The organism is Enterococcus sp. DIV2385, assembly GCF_051711925.1.
In the GTDB taxonomy this organism is placed as follows: domain Bacteria; phylum Bacillota; class Bacilli; order Lactobacillales; family Enterococcaceae; genus Enterococcus; species Enterococcus faecalis.
On record NZ_JBIONV010000001.1, the window covers coordinates 1,967,154 to 1,986,069 of the forward strand.

Genomic DNA, 18,916 nt, shown 5'->3' on the forward strand with positions numbered 1-18,916 from the left:
AACAAAAAGAGTGAAAAATGTTTGAAATTTCTCATAACATTTCTCACTCTTTTGCATTAGATATTCTCTGCTAAGCGAATCTCTGTAGATAATTCCTCTACTACATAGCCGTCGTCTTCTTGTTCTTGATAAGCCGCTTTGGTACCAATTTTTTCAGCAAAATTCATTTCGACATCTGGTCGATACGATTTATCGACACTACGAACAAAATGTAACTGATTAATTTTTTCCATGTTACTTTCAATATTTTCTTCATTCATGTAAATCACCACATATTTCATTTTTCGTGAAACATAGTGAATCAGTCCATATCGGCGTAACTGTTTTAACGGTTTTAATGTGTATACCCAAACAATTAGGCAACGACGCTCTTGAAGCGTAAATTCTTTTTCTTCTTTAGCTTGCATGGCAGCTTCCTCCACAACCTGAATGTTTCTTTCCTCGTTCAAAGAAAGGATTTCCAGCATCTACTTTAATATCTTCAGAAATTAGTTGCGCAATCTTTAAACCAATTGTATCTAGCAACGTTTGAACGTTTGTCTCAGCAAAACGATAATTTGCAACGATTTCATTTAAATCAAGCGCCCGCTTCGCTTTACGTAGGGCTCGCTGTTTCTCCCGAAAATCGGGTGCATGAATTCCATAAGCCTCTACTCGTTCAAAGGCTGACTTAGCTTCTAAAAATGCTTTTTGTAACTGAGCAACTTCCGCCGAAGCATACATAGCTTTTTTTGTTTCTTTATAGTTTTGAACAGCATCACTTTCTAAAAGTGCTGAAATTAAGCATTCTGTTTGATCTTCAATTGCAAATAAATGTTCTGTCACAATCATAACTTTTCACTACTCTCCGTGATTTGCCTATTTTCTGGTCGTTTCTCTAATAAGACTAACACACCTTCATTGGAAAAGGCAACGCCCAATTCTGTCGTTTCTGACTCAGCAAAATAGCTATCATATTGCGGGTCCGAAAACCATGACAAAATAGTAAAGGTACTATCATAAACAGGTTCTTGGAAAATACCTGCTGGTTCTCTCAACGAAAGTTTGCTCGTTTTAACTAATAAAGAAAATTCGTCCTTAGTCAAATGAAAGGGATGAATGGCTGTATGTTCCTCTCTCGTTTGTAACAATTCTGCTTGTCGATTTGCCGACAAAATTGTTGGTGTATGGTTAGCCAGCGTTTGATACAATGTTTGGGCATCTTTTTGGCTTTGTGTAGAAACTGAAAAAGCAGCTTGATTTTCTTGCTGTTTAACCAGATTCATGACATAAATCGCTTGGTTACTTTGAACAGGATCGAAGGTCATTGACTGCGTTATATCAACTGGCAAAGGAGAACCTTCATTTAATTGATACGGCATTTCCGTGAGCAACGTTTCTTTATTGACATAATTGACTGCCATTAAACCGCCTGTCCGCTGATTAAAAAATAACACTGCAAAACTGCCATTATCAAAAGCAACCAGTGGTCGATAGTTCATATCTTCTTCCATCAGCTCGACATCGTAAGCTTCATGATGAAAATTAAATGCAAAATTCGAATAAATCGTCATTAAATCAGACAAGTCTGCAAGCTTCATATCTATCTTAAACGGTTCTATCATTTTGTCATTGTTAAAGACCTTAATTGCGATGACTTTATTTTCTCGAACGTTGACTTCTAAGTAATCATTCATCGTCAAACCGAACGTCCATAATTCATACGTACGACCTGTTTTAATTTTTTCTTTAGGATTGCCAAACTGGCGGATAAAGGTTTCCACATCTTTCCCTATGTATGCTGCGTAGCCAGAAGCTGGCAATTCTTCATGAGGAACAGCGGTGTGAGCGCTGGATAAGCGCCCACTTTGAGCTGTTTCGGTTGGTTTTTCAGCAGGGAAAAAAACTGGCTCTAAATATCCGATGAGTAGAACTGTTAAAAAAACAGCAGTAAAGGCCCAAAATCGCTTCATTTTTTCCCCTCTCATCTTATTTTTCTTTCACTTCTAATAACAAATCACCTGAGCTGATTGCTTCGCCTTCTTCAACATAAATGTGATCTACCGTGCCCGCAAAACGTGCTTCGATAGTCGTTTCCATTTTCATGGCTTCAGTAATCAGCAACGGCTGACCTTTTTCTACTTTATCGCCACGTTTGACCAATACTTGTAGAACAGAACCAGACATCGTTGCGCCGATTTGTTCTTTATTAGTTGGTTCCGCCTTTTGTTTAACTTGAACAGCTGACTTAATAGAGGCATCTTTAACTAAAACCTCACGACGTTGCCCATTCAAATTGAAGAACAAGACACGGTTTCCGTCAATATCAGGTTCGCCAATTTCATCTAAACGAATAATTAACGTTTTTCCTCGTTCAATTTGAACTTCCAATGTCTCTCCTTGACGAATACCATTAAAGAATGTTGGCGTATCTAATAAGGTTATATCTCCAAAGGTTTCGTATTTTTGACGATACTCTAAAAATACTTGTGGATACATTAAATAACTTAAAACTTCTTCCAATTTAGGTTGATACCCAATTTTTTCGGCTAATTCTTCTTGTACTTTCGCAAAATCAACAGGTGCTGCTAAGTCACCTGGCCGCTCTGTGAAGGCTGGACGACCTTTTAGAATAATTCGTTGGAGCTCTTTCGGGAACCCACCAACTGGTTGACCTAAATCACCTTGGAAAAAAGTCACAACGGATTCAGGAAAACTTAGTTCTTCGCCACGCACATAAACATCTTGTTCTGTCAGATGATTTTGAACCATGAAGAGTGCCATGTCTCCCACGACTTTTGAAGATGGCGTCACTTTTACAATATCGCCAAACATCAAATTCACTGTGTGATACATTTTTTTGATTTCATCCCAACGGTGCCCTAAGCCTACCGCTTTTGCTTGCTGCTGTAGATTAGAGTATTGCCCACCAGGCATTTCATGCATATAGACTTCTGTTTGCGGGGCATTTAACCCATTTTCAAATGGTTGATAATACATGCGCACATCTTCCCAATAATGATTGATTTTCTGTGCATTATCAATGTTAATAGTTGGCGTCCGTTCACCATTGACTAAAGCATAATATAGACTGTTCATACTTGGCTGGCTAGTTGCGCCACTCATCGCACTCATTGCGACGTCAACAATATCAACGCCTGCTTTAGTAGCTGCTGAATAAGTGATGATCCCATTGCCGCTAGTATCGTGGGTATGGAGATGAATTGGTAAATCCGTGGCTGCCTTTAATTCACTAATTAAACGATAAGCAGCTTGTGGTTTCAATAAGCCAGCCATATCTTTAATCGCAATGATTTGTGCACCTAAATTTTCCAATTCTTTAGCCATATCAAGGTAATATTGAACATTATATTTTGCTCGGGCTGGATCATTGATGTCCCCAGTATAACAAATTGCTGCTTCCGCAATTTTTCCGGTATCCCGAACGACTTGAATACTTTTTTCCATTTGAGGAATCCAGTTTAAGCTATCAAAAATTCGGAAAACATCGACTCCTTGGCGAGCGGATTCTTTAATGAATTCTTCAATAACATTATCAGGATAATTTTGATAGCCTACCGCATTAGATCCTCTGAACAGCATTTGTAAAAGTGTGTTTGGCATCAACTGACGAATTTTTCTTAAACGTTGCCATGGGTCTTCGGTTAAGAAGCGATAGGCAACATCGAACGTAGCGCCACCCCACATTTCACTAGAAAACAGCTCAGGCAGGGCTGCATCAGTTAGACCAGCAATTGCTTTAAAATCTTGTGTTCTCACACGAGTAGCTAATAAACTTTGGTGCGCATCACGGAACGTGGTATCTGTCATTAACACACTTTCTTGATTCTTAACCCAATCGATGACGGCGGTTGCTCCTTGAGCGTCTAGAATATTTTTAGCTGTGATCACTTTTTCTGGAACTTCAATATCTGTCGGCACGCGCGGGGCTTCAAAATATTTTTTCTCCGTTCGTTCAATGCCAGGGAACCCATTGACCGTTACTTCTCCAATGTATTTCATCGTTTTATTGCCACGATCGCGCATACGAGGAAATTCAAATAATTCAGGTGTATTATCAATAAAGGTTGTTTTGGCTTCGCCAGATTGAAACGCTGGATAGCTCACAACATTTTGTAAAAACGGAATATTTGTTTTCACGCCACGAATCCGAAATTCTTTTAAGCAGCGTTGCATTTTACTGATTGCCTGTTCAAAAGAGAAACCATGCGTACAGACTTTAACCAATAAAGAATCAAAGTAAGGCGTCACAGCGTAGCCAGAATAAGCATTTCCTACATCTAAACGCACACCAAAACCACCTGGTGAACGATACGTATCAATTTTCCCTGTATCTGGCATAAACTGGTTCAGGGGATCTTCAGTCGTAATCCGACATTGAATAGCCGCGCCTTTTAATGTCAATTCGTTTTGTTTTGGCAAATGCATATCTTTATGCAAATCAAGCCCTTGCGCAATTTGTAATTGAGAGATCACAATATCAATATCTGTAATCATTTCTGTGATAGTATGTTCTACCTGAACACGAGGATTCACTTCAATAAAATAAAACTGATCCCCTTCTACTAAAAACTCAACCGTTCCCGCATTCACGTAGCCGACATGCGCCATTAACTGCACAGCAGCCGAACAAATGGCTGCTCGTTGTTCTTCATTCATTGATACACATGGTGCGACTTCTACCACTTTTTGGTGGCGCCGTTGAACGGAACAATCACGTTCAAATAAATGCAAGACGTTCCCATGATGATCGCCTAAAATTTGTACTTCGATATGTTTAGGATTAGAAATATACTTTTCAACATAAACCTCGTCAGAACCAAAGGCTGCTTTCGCTTCACTTTTTGCTCTTTCGTAACCTTCTCGTGCTTCCTTGGCATCGTGGGCAACCCGCATCCCGCGACCGCCGCCACCTAAAGCAGCTTTAATCATGATAGGAAAGCCATGCGTTTCACCAAAGGCTACGACCTCTTCCACCGTTGCTACTGGCCCATCTGAGCCTGGAATCGAAGCAATCCCCGCAGCTACAGCTGCTTCTTTCGCTTTAATTTTATCGCCAAAAATATCTAAATGGTGTGTTTTAGGTCCAACAAAAATGATTCCTTCTTCTTCACAACGTTCGGCGAAGCGTAAGTTCTCTGATAAAAAGCCATAACCAGGATGAATGGCATCTGCTCCCGATTTTTTGGCAATTTGGATAATATTTTCAATGTCTAAATAGGCTTCAATTGGTTTTTTCCCCTTACCAACTAAATACGCTTCATCTGCTTTGAAACGATGAACAGAATACTCATCTTCTGCAGCATAAATCGCTACTGTACGGATATCTAATTCTGTACAAGCTCTAAAAATTCGAATCGCAATTTCGCCACGATTGGCAACTAATACCTTTTTCATAACGTCACTCCTACCATCAATTTCCTTCAAATTTATTGGTTCTGTTCTAAAGATAAATAGTACTCATTTTCTAATTTCTGACGTGTTTCATCTGCACTGATATTCAGGACAAAGGCCACAGCAATCGAAATAATCAGCAAACTATTCCCACCTTGACTCAAGAACGGGAAAGTAATTCCTGTTAATGGAATAATCCCAGTAATCCCACCAACATTAATAAAGACTTGAATTAATAACATTGTACCAATTCCAATACACATTAGTGAATTAAAAGGTTTCTTCGAGCGTACACCGACTAAAATAATTCGCGCAATCATAAACATCAACAATCCTAAAATCGCTAGACCGCCGATAATGCCTAACTCTTCTAAAGTAATCGCAAAGATAAAGTCCGTATGTGCTTCTGGTAAAAAGCCTTTTTTCTGAACACTATTCCCTAGACCTTTGCCAAACCAGCCGCCATTACTGATTGCATAATAAGAATTAGCTAACTGATGGCCTAAGTTCCGTTCATCTAAAAATGGATTTTTAAAAACAGCAAAACGATTATAAATATATTGATAACGCGCTGGGAAAATTTTTCCTTTAGACATAATTAATAACTGAATAGCCGTGATACTACCTAAAATGCCCAAGCCACCGACCAAGTAGGTATACATATAATTAATCCCACTTGCTAAAACCATCACGATGGTAATTAATGTTAGAATGGCCGCATTCCCGAAGTCAGGCTGGATTGCAACTAGAGCAATTAATACAAAAACGAGCATCAACGGGCGCCCGGCAGCTTGTTTAAATTGATCCATGCCTCCATTAATTGTCTTTTGTCGCCGTGCTAAAATATAAGACAGATACCAGACAACCATAATTTTTAAATACTCAGCTGGTTGCATCGAAAATCCACCAATCTCAATCCAACCACGTGCGCCGTTAATTTCTTTCCCGATACCAGGAATCCGAACGGCTAAAACCATAACCGTAATTACTGCAATGGCAAACATGATAAAACTTCGATTCTGGAAAACGGATGTTTTCATCTTATAAATAAAAAACATTGCAACTAACCCTACTACCCAAAAGGCAACCTGGTTAATAACGAATGACGTAGGTGAAAAACCTTTCATTACTTGTAATGCGGATGTGGAACTATATACCATAATCAATCCCACGATACTTAAAATTAAATATGGAATAAAAATACTATAGTCTAGCAAATGCCGTTTCTTTACTTTGTTTGGCAAAGCTTAACCCTCCTTGCCAATCTCGTTTTTTTCTTGTGTTTCTTCATAAACATCTGTATATAATTGATTCAATTCGCGTTCTAAATCACTTAGTAAACGATGTCCTTCATCATTAGTTAAAATCCCCAAACGGGTCGCATAGGTCACTTGTCTTGAAAAACCATACATTTGTGTATCCACCACTTCTTCAAATGCTTTACATTGAGAAATGCACAAACTGTTTTTTTGATTACGAATAAGCATTTTAATGCGTTCTGCATCGTCTTCTAATAATTGAATGGCAAATTTCTTTGAAATTCCTTCGTCCATTTGTACAGAACCTCCCTATCTTAATTAAATAATTATAACATAATTCTCAGTTAGATACATGATGATTTCAGAAAATTTCCTTTAAGAAATTTTCTAAAACCAAGCGATATATTAAGTAAGAAATCTCTTTATATAACAAGCTTATTTTATCAATACAACAACAAATACATTAAAAGACTTTTTCCTTATTTTCTGCTTTTAATTTTAAATAAAATAACAAACTATATCATTTTTTTGTCTCTTGATATTCTTTAATTACTTCTAAAAAGGCGGTGCCATATTTATCTAATTTATTTTGGCCGACCCCTTTTATTTGCAATAATTGAATCGTTGTTTGCGGTAATTTTTCACACATTTCTTTAAGTGTACTATCGGAAAAGACTACATATGGCGGCACGCCTGCCTCTTGAGCCATGTCCATACGTAATTCGCGTAATCGTTCAAACAAGGCATCATCCACTGCTACTTTTCGAACTTTTTGGTCTTCTTTTCGGAAGACTTTCCGTTCCCCTAAAAGCACCTGAACACCTTCTGTCGAGACTGATAACAACGGAAATTGCCCATCAGAAGGAATTAAATAACGTTCTGCTGTCAAATAATCAATCAGCTGTGTGACTTCTTTTTGGGTGCGGCCTTTCATTAGTCCGTATGTTGGCAAACGATCAAAATGCCATTGATCAATTTTTTGATCTTTTGAGCCAGTCAAGACTTTACCAACTAAGCCCTTACCGAAACGTTCTCCCATACGTTTTACACAAGACAAAACTTTTTGGGCATCGACCGTAATATCGACTAATTCTCGATTATCCAGACAATTCGAGCAGCGACCGCAGTCCGTCCCTTCTTCACCAAAATAGCGTAAAATATATTTTTGTAAACACATTTGTGCATTCGCATATTGTGACATCTCCCGTAATTTCAAGTACTCTTTCTGCTTATAATCAATGGTCATTTCAGATTGTTCAATAAAGTATTGTTGAATTTGCAAGTCTTGTGGAGCAAACATTAACACAGCATCACTAGGCAGACCGTCACGACCAGCTCGGCCGGCTTCTTGGTAATAAGATTCAATATTCCCTGGTACTTGTGCGTGAATGACAAAACGAACATTACTCTTATTAATCCCCATACCAAAGGCATTTGTTGCTACCATCACTTGCACTTGATCATACAAGAATGCTTCTTGATTTTCACTACGTAACTGTTCACTCATGCCCCCATGATACATCCCAGCCGCAATTTTTTTATTTTCTAATAAATGATAAATTCGTTCAACTTCCTTCCGCGTGCTTGCATAGATAATACCTGATTGCCCAGTATTCATCTTTAAATATTCCAAAAGAAAAACGTCTCTATTTTGATCTTTCACGACTTGAAAAGATAAATTTTCTCGAGCGAATCCTGTTTTGATTTCATTTTCTGATGGAATTCTTAATTGCTTGACAATATCCTCCGCTACTTGTGGCGTTGCTGTTGCTGTTAGTGCAATCACAGTTGGTTGCTGTTGAAATTGATCGATAATCTCTGCTAAACGCAAATAGCTTGGACGAAAATCATGCCCCCATTGTGAAATACAGTGTGCCTCATCTACTGCCAATAAATCAATCGGTACATGTGTCAGCATCTGTTGAAAATCATAAGATTCTAATCGCTCTGGCGCAACATACAATAGCTTGACTTCTTTGTTAACCGCTAATTGAATACGATGATTCATTTCTTGATAGGAAATGGTACTATTGATATATGTAGCTGGAATCCCCATTAAATTCAGGGCATCTACTTGATCTTTCATTAAAGAAATTAATGGTGAAATCACCAATGTTAAATTATCCAGAAGTAAGGCTGGCAACTGATAACAAATCGATTTGCCTCCACCTGTTGGCATAATGCCTAAGACATTTTCTTGTCGCAATACATGACGAATAATCGTTTCTTGTCCTGGCCGAAAATCATCATAGCCAAATGTATCTTTTAATAATTCTTGTAATGCACTCATTTATTGCGCTCCAATCTTTGTTCTACACGTCATTTTAACACGCTAATCTAACAGGAACAAGGTGTGTTAAAACAAGACATAATCGTGAAACACCAATTAACGTGAAACATCAAAAAGAATGAAAAATTGTGAAAGCTTGCTATCAAAAGCTTTCAAAAATAACGACATTTGCTTGTTGTGGATAACGAGTAGTTATCCACACATAAAAAAATAACCTTATCTTAAAATACGCATTAATTCGTTTTTGCCATCAAAAAAACCAACTATTTTCGTAGTAAAACGAGCATAGTTGGTTTAAATGTTTATTTGTCGAAAAATTATTCAGCTTTTTTCTTTTTCTTGCTTGCTTTTTCGCGTTCGTTTTTGTTAAGAATTTGTTTTCTTAAACGGATGCTTTCTGGTGTTACTTCACAGTATTCATCTTCATTCAAGAATTCTAATGATTCTTCTAACGTTAATTTTTTCGGTTTTTTAATGACTGATGTTTGGTCTTTCGTTGCCGAACGAACGTTAGTCATTTGTTTAGCTTTTGTGATGTTCACAGTTAAATCATTGTCGCGGTTGTTTTCCCCAACAATCATTCCTTCGTAAACTTCTGTCGTTGGTTCAACGAAAACTGTACCACGTTCTTCAATACTCATAATTGAGTAAGTCGTTGCTTTACCAGTATCGATTGAAACTAACGCACCTTGATGACGGCCACCAATCGTTCCTTGAATCATTGGTAAGTATTGATCGAAGGTGTGGTTCATAATACCATAACCACGAGTCATTGATAAGAATTCTGTTGAATAACCAATTAAGCCACGAGCTGGTGCTAAGAAGATTAAACGCATTTGTCCGTTACCGGCATTAATCATATCTTGCATTTCGCCTTTACGTAAACTTAGTGATTCAATCACGCTACCCATGTATTCTTCAGGTGTGTCAATTTGAACACGTTCAAATGGTTCACATTTAACCCCATCAATTTCACGTTCAATAACTTCTGGACGAGAAACTTGTAATTCATAGCCTTCACGACGCATGTTTTCAATTAAAATTGATAAATGCAATTCGCCACGGCCTGATACAGTCCAAGAATCTGGGCCAATTGGATCAACACGTAAAGATACGTCTGTTTGTAACTCAGCCATTAAACGTTCTTCGATTTTACGAGCGGTGATGTATTTTCCTTCACGTCCCGCAAATGGAGAATTGTTAACTAAGAACGTCATTTGTAAGGTTGGCTCATCAATGTGTAGAATTGGTAATGCTTCTTGATTGTGAACATCTACAACTGTTTCCCCAACGAAAATATCTTCCATTCCAGAAACGGCAATTAAATCGCCCGCTTTTGCTTCATCAATTTCCACACGTTGTAGGCCAAAGAAACCTAAAATTTTCGTTACACGGAAATTTTTCACGCTGCCATCTAATTTCATCAACGCAACTTGGTCGCCGACTTTCATTGTGCCACGGAACACACGGCCAATCCCAATACGTCCAACGTAATCGTTGTAGTCTAGTAATGAGACTTGGAATTGAAGTGGTTCGTCTGAATTATCAACTGGAGCTGGCACATGTTCAATAATTTTATCAAAAATTGGGGCCATTGTTGGCTCTTGATCTGCTGGATCATCTGATTCACTTGAAGTTCCGTTTAAAGCAGAAGCATAAACAACTGGGAAATCTAATTGATCGTCGTCTGCGCCTAATTCGATGAATAACTCTAAAACTTCATCTACTACGTGTTCAGGACGAGCAGAAGGTTTGTCAATTTTATTAACAACCACGATTGGTGTTACTTTTTGTTCTAATGCTTTTTTCAATACGAAACGTGTTTGAGGCATTGTTCCTTCATACGCATCGACAACTAAAACAACACCATCTACCATTTTCATGATACGTTCTACTTCACCACCGAAGTCCGCGTGTCCTGGTGTATCTAGAATGTTGATACGTGTACCGTTATAATCTACGGCTGTATTTTTTGCTAAGATAGTAATTCCACGTTCACTTTCAAGTGCATTGGAATCCATTGCACGTTCTTGTAATTGTGTGTGTCCATCTAAAGTGTCAGATTGTTTTAAAAGTTCATCTACTAAGGTTGTTTTACCATGGTCAACGTGGGCGATAATTGCCACGTTACGAATATCATCTCTGTATTTCAATTTAATTGCTCCTTATCTATATACGCTTATGTTACTTAAGTCCATAAAAGCCGACTGCTTATTATAGCAAACTTTTTTCATTAAAAAAAGGCTTTCGCCTGCAAAAATAATGAAAGTTTTAGAAATTATTCGGCTTTTTCTGAAAACAAGGACATTTTTTTACAAATTTTTCTCTTTTAAAAGAGGAAGAGCCTTACCTTTCAGCAACGCTCTTCTTTGATTATTCCGATTCATTTAAATATTGGGTAAATACTTCATCATAGGTTTCAGGAGTTGCTGCAATAAAGTATTCACGACCCGCAAAAGTTAATGGTTTTCCTGTAATACCAGAGTATTTAAACCCAAATTCTTCGAAAAGTACTAAGCCTGCTGCATAATCCCAAGGACTTAGATTAGATAAATAGCCATGATGGTTGCCTTTTAACATGGCAATAATTTCCAAACCTGCACAACCGCTAATACGCACGCCCATGCTTGCTTGTCCGATTTCCGTTGCGTGATGAATATTTTTTCCATGCATGTAAGCATTCATGCCCCATAATCCATCTGCCAAGGCTTTCATAGTAGGCGCTTTTAATAATTGATTATTCCGATAAACGCCAAGCCCTTTGCCGCCCCAATAAAGTTCTTCTCGCATCACATCATAGATAAAACCTAATTTACCAATGCCGTCTTCATAAACAGCTAACATAATACAGAAATTTTCTCTTTCCATCACGAAATTCATTGTGCCATCAATCGGATCGATGATCCACACGCGACCAGCAAAACTTTTTAAAGTATTGTAGCCTTTTTCTTCCCCTAAAATTTGATCTTCGGGAAAATTTGTTTGAATTTTATTCATTAAAAATTCTTGGGTTTGTTCATCCATATTTGTTACTAAATCGGTGCGGCCATTTTTCTGTTGAACGGTTAACTCTGATTCCAAGTTCATTCGAATCACATCGGCTGCTTCAAAAAGCCAACTTTGAATTGTTTGAACAAATTTTTGCGTTTCAGTCATCTAATCATCCCCCAGCTTTAATTTACCGCTTCCCTGTTTTTTAGCTTGTTGAAGCGTACGATATAACGAATATCCTGAAGCATTTTCAAATTCACGACCTAAGCGTTTTTCTTCGCCGATACTTTTAACGACCGTTTTAAATTGTTGATAAGTTGTTAAAAATTTGTCAACAGGCAAGCCTGTTTCGTTGGCTTGCTCAACTGCTGTCCACATATTAGTGACAATCACCATTTCCTCTGTCGTCCAATCTAAATCTAATGGATATTGATAGTCTTTCATGTCTTCACCTCATCTTCTCTAGTTTAGCATATTTTCATAAAAAAACATCTTATTTACGTCGATTTTTTAATGCATTAAAGAGAGGATATTCTGCTGTTCCTTTACGATACAAACTTTGTTGCGAAGCATAAATACCGCTATTTCCTGAACACATAAAACTGATTAAGCAGACCATGAAAAAATAGACTGCCGCTTCACTACCAAATAGTTCAATGCCCATAATGAAACAAGCAATCGGCGTATTCGTGGCGCCAGAAAAAACACCAATAAATCCTAAACCTGCTAAAAAAGGAATTGACAGATGTAACAAAGGGGCCAAAGAACTACCTAACGTAGCCCCAATTTCAAACAATGGCGTCACTTCTCCTCCTTGGAATCCGGCACCCAAGGATAACACCGTAAAGAATAATTTCCCAACAAAATCAAAAGGCTGCGCATTGCCTGCAAATGCATCTTCTAATAAAGGTAAACTCAAGCCTAAATAACGTTGGTTGTTTAAGACGAGCACAAACAGAACGACAATGGACGCCCCAAGAAACGCACGAAGGTAGACATTAGCAAACCAATTTGCATAGGTCTTTTTTAAAAAGACAATGGAACGACTAAAAACCCAACCTGCCAAGCCAAAACAAATCGATGCCAAAAATAATTTTGCGAATAGATCAACCGACCAAGTCGGAATTTTGCCCATCGGATAATGCGTATGTGTTACACCAAAACTTTCAGTCACAAAATTAGCAAATAAGCCTGCAAAAAAACTTGGGAAAAGTGCCTCTGCACGAACTTTTCCAATCGCCAAAACTTCTAATCCGAAAACCGTTCCCGCTAATGGTGTGCCAAAAACAGAACTAAAACCTGCACTAATTCCGCTAATAATAATTACTTGTCGTTCCAAAGCGGACAGTTTAAAGACTTTTCCTACAGCGTTTGCGATTGCGCCCCCCATTTGCACCGCCGTCCCTTCACGACCAACAGAACCACCAAATAAGTGCGTAGTAATCGTACCAAACAATGTTAAAGGAATTAAGCGCAAGGGAATATCTTCTTCCCCGCCATTGCCTTGTTCAATCACTAAGTTATTTCCTCGGCTAGCATTTTTCCCAAAACGCGTATAGAAATACGTAAAAACGACACCGCTAATGGGGAGAATAAAGAGTAACCAAGGGTTTGCTAAACGAACATCTGTTACATAGGTGAGACTCTTTAAGAAAAAGGCGGATAACGCCCCCATAAATAAACCAATAATTGCGGTAATGAGCAACCATTTTGCCATATAACCGCCGATTGATAGTAGTTGCTTTGTTTCTTTTTTCACTTTACATGCTCCTTTACAATTTTCTTATCGCCAATCCTAGCGTACAGAAAAAGCCTACCAAAGGGTACACTTCTCCCGTTTGGTAGGCGTCATTAATTTATTCGTCCAATAAATAGTTCGTGGTGAACACCATCACCATGTTGCTATTAAACTATTAAAAATAATACCACGCAACTCTAGAAAGTGCAATAGAAGAATAACTCATTACCTTTAACAATCTTCACGTGTCTTTTTAGACACTAGTTCATTAAAAAAAATAACCATGATTTCTTCATTATTCAAATCCAACAATTGTGAAATCAATTTAATATCTGAAGCTTTAAATACAACCTCTCCTTTTAATTTCTTATAAATTGTTGAAGCTGAGATTGGTTGACCTGCAGCGGTCATTTCACTTGCTAACCATTCAACATTTTTCCCTTTTAATTTCAATTTTGAATGAATTAAATTTGATTCCATTTTACTCCCCCTTTTCACCCCTTTTTAGTGTCTTATTAGACACTGGAAGTATATCATTTTGTGAAAAAACCGTCAATATATGCCTATTCAATAGTTATTTATCACTCTATGTATAGAGTAAAACATGTTTCTTTTGCGACACTTTTTGTGCTAGAATGTTTTTACGGAGGTGGTTTTTTTGAAAGAAAATTTTTTGAAGCAAAAAAGGATGGAGAAAAATCTTACATTAGAACAAGTTGGAAATTTTGTTGGTGTTGGAAAAAGTACCGTCAGGAAATGGGAAACTGGAATGATTGAAAATATGGGGAGGGATAAAATTGTCGCCTTATCTAAAGTTTTAGATGTATCACCTCTTGAAATCTTAGGTATTCCTGAAACGGAAGAAACGCCATTTGTTGTCCCGACCAATATTATGAATGTTTACAAACAATTGACAACTGAAAATCAAGAAGCAGTCTATCGATATGCTCAAAAGAAATTAACAGAACAAAATTACTTTTAATATTTATTTTAAATAGATGAATGCTAGACTTTTTAGTCAACGTCAAACAAAAAAAGCTTATCCTTACGGATAAGCTTTTTATTAGATTGACTGTTGGCCAAAATACTGACGCCATTTGGTTTTCATGGCTGTCGTCATCGGCAACGCCGCTTCTTTCACAGCACAATATTTGTCAACAAAGGTTACAATGTAACTTTCTTTGTATTTTGGTGGTGCAATAGTTGCGCCCCACATATGTTTAATAATAATGTCTCGTTCTAAATCAGACAACTCTGTAATTTTTTCAGCATTTTTGGCTGCAATTCGTGGATGAACATAGGCATGAGAGCCTTCGTCAAACTTTGTTGTACGCCAATCATAGTAAAACAAATCATGTAACAAACCAGCACGAGCTGTTGCACGAGCATTGCCGTTCCAACGCTTTGCTAATTTATAGCTATGATAAGAAACACTAATTGAATGTTCTAAACGAGTTGAATGCATATGTTGTGTGTATTCTGCTAATTTTTGGACTTCTTCGGTTGCTAATAAATCTTCTACATAAGAAAGATATTCTTCGTCTTCACGCCATTTTTCTGTCATATAATTGGGTGCCACCTTTTCTAATCCTTTTATAACTTGACTCGAGTATAGCACCCCAGCTATTTAATTACTATGAATTTCTCAATCTGTAACTTAACTTTAATATTTGCTTAATAAGTTTAGCGTTCAGCGTAGCAAAATTTTCACAAAAACTTCTACATTTCTTCTGGTGCATGTAACCCTAGTAAACGTAAATCTTCTTTTAGAACAGTAGCTACTGCATAAACTAACGCTAAGCGTGCCTCTTTTTGAGCATCTTCATCCAAAATCCGAACATGGGCATAATATTTATTGAACGCTTGTGCTAAATGAATGCTATGTTTCGCAATAACAGATGGTTCATATTTTTCAGCAGCTTGCATCACGGTTTCAGGGAATTTTTGTAACAACTTCACGACTTCCCAGCTGTCCTTGTCATTTAGTGCATAACGTTGTGTAGCGTCTGGTGTAAAGTTTGCTTTACGTAAAATACTCATCGCACGAGCATGCGTATATTGAACATATGGCCCAGTTTCACCTTCAAAACGAACAACTTCATCTAATACAAAATCGAAATTATTTAGACGATCATTTTTAAGGTCATGGAAAATGACTGCACCTATACCCACTTGTTTCGCCACTTCTTCACGATTTGCTAAGTCTGGGTTTTTCTCGTTAATTTGATTTCCTGCTAAAGTAACAGCTTCATTCAATACTTCTTCTAATAAAACGATTTTCCCTTTACGTGTGGATAATTTTTTACCGCCTTGAGTAATTAAACCAAACGGAATGTGTTCCATATCATCTGACCATTCAAACCCTAGTTCTTTCAAGACTGCTTTTAATTGTTTGAAGTGATTGCTTTGTTCGTTGCCGACTACATAAAGTGATTTGGCAAAATCATACGTCCGTTTACGGTAAAGCGCAGCAGCTAAATCCCGTGTGATATATAACGTCGCACCATCTGATTTACGAATAAGTGCTGGATTTAAATTATATTCTGTCAAATCAACAATTTCTGCACCTTGATTTTCTGTTAATAAATGTTTTTCTTCTAATAAAGTAACAATTTCATCCATTTTATCATTATAAAAGGCTTCGCCATTGTATGAATCAAATTCAACTTCTAACATAGAATAGATTTTATCAAATTCTTTTAGAGACTCGCTACGGAACCATTTCCATAATTCATTAGCTTCTTGGTCTCCTTCTTCTAATTTTTTAAACCATGCACGTGCTTCGTCTTCTAATTCTGGTTTTTCTTCTGCTTCTTCATGAAATTGCACATATAAGCGCAATAATTCATTAATTGGTTGTTGGCGGACTGCTTCTTCAGAACCCCATTTTTTATAAGCTACAATTAACTTACCAAACTGTGTACCCCAGTCACCTAAGTGGTTAATCCGAATTGGCTGATACCCAATTTTTTCTAAAATAAAGGCAATTGAATTCCCGATTACCGTAGAACGTAAGTGCCCCATAGAAATTGGTTTAGCAATGTTTGGTGAAGACATATCAATAGGAACATTGCCATTATTACCAAAGGTACTGTTTCCGTAGTTGTTTTTTTCTTTGACTACTTCGCCAATAACAGCTTGACTGACTGCTTCTTTATTCATGAAGAAGTTTAAATAAGGTCCCACCACTTCAATTTTTTCAAAATTTGTGCCATCAATTTTTTCTGCTAATTCTGCTGCAATTTGTTGTGGTGCTTTACGATAAATTTTAGCTAATGAAAAGGCTGGAAAAGCAACATCTCCATGATCAACAGATTTAGGATTTTCCAATAATTGTTCGATTTGATCCATCGTTAATTCTTCATTTAAAACATCATGTAACGCTTTTGCTACGATTTCTTTGTTGTTCATAAGAACCCTCCTGATTAATTTGTAAGTATAAAAAAACAAAAACGTCTCTGACAAAACAAAATGATTTGTTTTGTCAGAGACGAGAATTTACCCGCGGTACCACTCTAATTGTCTATACTACTTGGATAGACCTGCTTCATCGATAACGGTGATTGCCGTCTGCTTTCAGCAGAATTCTAAAAGTGCGCTTCCTCATTCCGATCACTCTTGGCTCCCACCTTCCCAAGATCGCTAAGCTGACGTTGAAATAAGTACTCTCTTTATCATCGAATGTCATTGTTAAACTGGCTTCATTATAGCAAATTTTTGTCTAGCTGGCTAGCCTTCTTCACTAATTGTCATAAAACTAACGCCAGGTTCTGCATTTAAGTTATACGAAGCAAAGTGATTCTTTTCAGCTTCGATAAAAGCGGCAGCGCCAATCATCGCCGCGTTATCCCCACAAAGTTTTAATGGCGGAATAAGTAATGTTACTGCTGGTAATTGTTCACTGATTGCATGTCTCATTGCTTCTCGTAATCCTTGATTCGCAGCAACGCCCCCAGCAATTAGCAATTGTTTAACAGGATATTCTTGACAAGCACGAATGGTTTTAGTCACTAATACTTCTACCACACTCGCCTGAAAACTTGCGGCTAAATCCTTTGTAGACAGTACTTCACCACGTTGCTCTGCATTATGAACCGTGTTAATAAACGCACTTTTCAAACCACTAAAGCTAAAGTCATAGTTATCCTCTTTTAGCATCGCCCGTGGAAATTGGTAGGTATCTGTGCCTTCATGGGCCAAAACATCAATCTCTTTGCCACTAGGATAAGGCAACCCTAACACACGTCCGACTTTATCATACGCTTCACCAGCTGCATCATCGCGTGTTTCACCAACAATTTCGAAAGAGCCATCTTCTTTCATGTAGACCAATTCCGTATGTCCTCCACTAACGAGTAAGGCCATCAATGGAAATTCGAGCGGTGCCACAAAACGGGCAGCATAAATGTGTCCAGCCATATGATTGACTGGAATAAGTGGTAATTGGTGCGCCCAAGCAAATGCTTTTGCTGCAGAAAGTCCTATTAATAAAGCACCGACTAACCCAGGCCCATAGGTCACAGCAACGCCACTAAGCTCTTCTGGTGTGACTTTTGCTTCTGTTAATGCTTCTTCAATACAGATCGTCACTTGTTCAACATGATGACGACTCGCAACTTCCGGAACGACTCCGCCAAAACGTTGATGGCTCTTAATTTGCGAAGCTACGATATTGGAAAGAATTTTGTCGCCATCTTCAATGACAGCCACACTTGTTTCATCACAGCTACTTTCCACAGCTAATAATAATTTACGTTCTTTTGTAAAAATTGTCATTGGGCTTCCTTCCTTAATTTCGCACACATTACAAAGGCATTTTCTTGAGGTTCTTTATAATAATTTTTTCGAACAGCTACTTTCCGAAATCCTGTTTTCTCATAAAGTTTTTGAGCTAGTGTATTCGATTCTCTGACCTCTAAGAAAATTTGTGTAATGTTACGACTTTTAACATATTCTTTAAAAGCTTTCATTAATTGACAACCAATTCCTTGGTGTTGTTTCTGACCATTCACAACAACGTGACTAATTTCTGCTTCATCTAAAATAAAATGATAGGCAATATAACCTAACCACTGGCCATTTTCAACTAAAAAAAGATATTCGCTATTTTCCTGAGCAAAATCTTCCGCGAATTGTGTTTCTGTCCAAGGGGAGCCAGTTGTATAAGAAGAATTACTAAAACGCCATAATTCTTCACCAATATTTGCTACAGATATTTCTTTTTTTGTTACTAACATTTTTTCT

At 37.6% G+C, this 18,916-nt stretch carries 16 protein-coding genes, 1 pseudogene, 1 riboswitch and 1 other annotated feature; of the genes and pseudogenes, 1 reads left to right on the top strand and 16 read right to left on the bottom strand.

The annotated features are described in order from the left end of the window. Window positions 1-56: 56 nt before the first annotated feature. The 12 genes and pseudogenes from IGM04_RS09490 to IGM04_RS09545 form a co-directional block, all read right to left on the bottom strand. Complete coding sequence (locus IGM04_RS09490; RefSeq protein ID WP_086318049.1) at window positions 57-407, bottom strand: YlbG family protein; 351 nt, start codon at window positions 405-407, stop codon at window positions 57-59. Then, on the bottom strand, window positions 397-831 hold the full coding sequence (locus IGM04_RS09495; RefSeq protein WP_002356689.1) for a YlbF family regulator: 435 nt from the start codon (window positions 829-831) through the stop codon (window positions 397-399). Before IGM04_RS09495 ends, IGM04_RS09490 begins: the two co-directional genes overlap by 11 nt. Continuing rightward, window positions 828-1,952 carry a CAP-associated domain-containing protein gene (locus IGM04_RS09500; RefSeq protein ID WP_002362648.1) on the bottom strand — a complete coding sequence of 375 codons (1,125 nt, stop codon included), beginning with the start codon at window positions 1,950-1,952 and terminating at the stop codon, window positions 828-830. Before IGM04_RS09500 ends, IGM04_RS09495 begins: the two co-directional genes overlap by 4 nt. Before the next feature lie 16 nt (window positions 1,953-1,968). Continuing rightward, window positions 1,969-5,397 carry a pyruvate carboxylase gene (locus IGM04_RS09505; RefSeq protein WP_086318048.1) on the bottom strand — a complete coding sequence of 1,143 codons (3,429 nt, stop codon included), beginning with the start codon at window positions 5,395-5,397 and terminating at the stop codon, window positions 1,969-1,971. Window positions 5,398-5,429: 32 nt separating this feature from the next. Continuing rightward, window positions 5,430-6,638: an FtsW/RodA/SpoVE family cell cycle protein gene (locus IGM04_RS09510; protein ID WP_002356686.1), complete on the bottom strand. Its 1,209-nt coding sequence runs from the start codon at window positions 6,636-6,638 to the stop codon at window positions 5,430-5,432. Between the two features lie 3 nt (window positions 6,639-6,641). Further along, window positions 6,642-6,947: a YlaN family protein gene (locus IGM04_RS09515; RefSeq protein ID WP_002356684.1), complete on the bottom strand. Its 306-nt coding sequence runs from the start codon at window positions 6,945-6,947 to the stop codon at window positions 6,642-6,644. Window positions 6,948-7,173: 226 nt separating this feature from the next. After that, entirely contained in the window at window positions 7,174-8,943 is a 1,770-nt protein-coding gene (gene recQ / locus IGM04_RS09520; RefSeq protein WP_002368957.1) for a DNA helicase RecQ, read from the bottom strand. A 317-nt stretch (window positions 8,944-9,260) separates the two neighbouring features. Then, window positions 9,261-11,096: a translational GTPase TypA gene (typA, locus tag IGM04_RS09525; RefSeq protein ID WP_002356682.1), complete on the bottom strand. Its 1,836-nt coding sequence runs from the start codon at window positions 11,094-11,096 to the stop codon at window positions 9,261-9,263. 220 nt (window positions 11,097-11,316) lie between these two features. Beyond that, window positions 11,317-12,099, bottom strand: coding sequence for an inositol monophosphatase family protein (locus tag IGM04_RS09530; RefSeq protein ID WP_010823057.1), 783 nt, complete (start codon window positions 12,097-12,099; stop codon window positions 11,317-11,319). Next, entirely contained in the window at window positions 12,100-12,378 is a 279-nt protein-coding gene (locus tag IGM04_RS09535) for a UPF0223 family protein (protein ID WP_002356679.1), read from the bottom strand. A 49-nt stretch (window positions 12,379-12,427) separates the two neighbouring features. Further along, the gene (locus IGM04_RS09540) at window positions 12,428-13,693 is read right to left on the bottom strand and encodes a voltage-gated chloride channel family protein (RefSeq protein ID WP_010823058.1); all 1,266 of its coding nucleotides are present in this window, start codon (window positions 13,691-13,693) and stop codon (window positions 12,428-12,430) included. A 76-nt stretch (window positions 13,694-13,769) separates the two neighbouring features. Next, window positions 13,770-13,839, bottom strand: a riboswitch (Fluoride riboswitch). Window positions 13,840-13,903: 64 nt separating this feature from the next. Further along, window positions 13,904-14,228: pseudogene (locus IGM04_RS09545) on the bottom strand (hypothetical protein). A 93-nt stretch (window positions 14,229-14,321) separates the two neighbouring features. Between IGM04_RS09545 and IGM04_RS09550 the strand changes: the two are divergent. Continuing rightward, the gene (locus IGM04_RS09550) at window positions 14,322-14,654 is read left to right on the top strand and encodes a helix-turn-helix domain-containing protein (protein WP_002408770.1); all 333 of its coding nucleotides are present in this window, start codon (window positions 14,322-14,324) and stop codon (window positions 14,652-14,654) included. 81 nt (window positions 14,655-14,735) lie between these two features. Here the strand turns inward: IGM04_RS09550 and IGM04_RS09555 are convergent, their stop codons facing one another. The 4 genes from IGM04_RS09555 to rimI all read right to left on the bottom strand — a co-directional run bounded on the left by IGM04_RS09555 (window position 14,736) and on the right by rimI (window position 18,909). Then, window positions 14,736-15,236 carry an HD domain-containing protein gene (locus tag IGM04_RS09555; RefSeq protein WP_002356666.1) on the bottom strand — a complete coding sequence of 167 codons (501 nt, stop codon included), beginning with the start codon at window positions 15,234-15,236 and terminating at the stop codon, window positions 14,736-14,738. Between the two features lie 155 nt (window positions 15,237-15,391). Beyond that, window positions 15,392-17,083: an arginine--tRNA ligase gene (gene argS / locus IGM04_RS09560; RefSeq protein ID WP_010823060.1), complete on the bottom strand. Its 1,692-nt coding sequence runs from the start codon at window positions 17,081-17,083 to the stop codon at window positions 15,392-15,394. Between the two features lie 72 nt (window positions 17,084-17,155). Then, window positions 17,156-17,359: a binding site (T-box leader), on the bottom strand. A gap of 42 nt (window positions 17,360-17,401) precedes the next feature. Next, the gene (gene tsaD / locus IGM04_RS09565; protein ID WP_086318047.1) at window positions 17,402-18,448 is read right to left on the bottom strand and encodes a tRNA (adenosine(37)-N6)-threonylcarbamoyltransferase complex transferase subunit TsaD; all 1,047 of its coding nucleotides are present in this window, start codon (window positions 18,446-18,448) and stop codon (window positions 17,402-17,404) included. Beyond that, window positions 18,445-18,909 (bottom strand): ribosomal protein S18-alanine N-acetyltransferase, encoded by a 465-nt coding sequence (rimI, locus tag IGM04_RS09570; RefSeq protein ID WP_002356662.1) that lies wholly within the window; start codon window positions 18,907-18,909, stop codon window positions 18,445-18,447. Before rimI ends, tsaD begins: the two co-directional genes overlap by 4 nt. Window positions 18,910-18,916 lie beyond the last annotated feature (7 nt).

Coding starts and splice junctions, on each gene's coding strand:
- argS (WP_010823060.1), bottom strand. CDS start 17,083: ATGAACAACAAAGAAATCGTAGCAAAAGCGTTACATGATGTTTTAAAT.
- tsaD (WP_086318047.1), bottom strand. CDS start 18,448: ATGACAATTTTTACAAAAGAACGTAAATTATTATTAGCTGTGGAAAGT.
- IGM04_RS09535 (WP_002356679.1), bottom strand. CDS start 12,378: ATGAAAGACTATCAATATCCATTAGATTTAGATTGGACGACAGAGGAA.
- IGM04_RS09500 (WP_002362648.1), bottom strand. CDS start 1,952: ATGAAGCGATTTTGGGCCTTTACTGCTGTTTTTTTAACAGTTCTACTC.
- IGM04_RS09490 (WP_086318049.1), bottom strand. CDS start 407: ATGCAAGCTAAAGAAGAAAAAGAATTTACGCTTCAAGAGCGTCGTTGC.
- IGM04_RS09495 (WP_002356689.1), bottom strand. CDS start 831: ATGATTGTGACAGAACATTTATTTGCAATTGAAGATCAAACAGAATGC.
- IGM04_RS09555 (WP_002356666.1), bottom strand. CDS start 15,236: ATGACAGAAAAATGGCGTGAAGACGAAGAATATCTTTCTTATGTAGAA.
- recQ (WP_002368957.1), bottom strand. CDS start 8,943: ATGAGTGCATTACAAGAATTATTAAAAGATACATTTGGCTATGATGAT.
- IGM04_RS09515 (WP_002356684.1), bottom strand. CDS start 6,947: ATGGACGAAGGAATTTCAAAGAAATTTGCCATTCAATTATTAGAAGAC.
- IGM04_RS09530 (WP_010823057.1), bottom strand. CDS start 12,099: ATGACTGAAACGCAAAAATTTGTTCAAACAATTCAAAGTTGGCTTTTT.
- IGM04_RS09505 (WP_086318048.1), bottom strand. CDS start 5,397: ATGAAAAAGGTATTAGTTGCCAATCGTGGCGAAATTGCGATTCGAATT.
- rimI (WP_002356662.1), bottom strand. CDS start 18,909: ATGTTAGTAACAAAAAAAGAAATATCTGTAGCAAATATTGGTGAAGAA.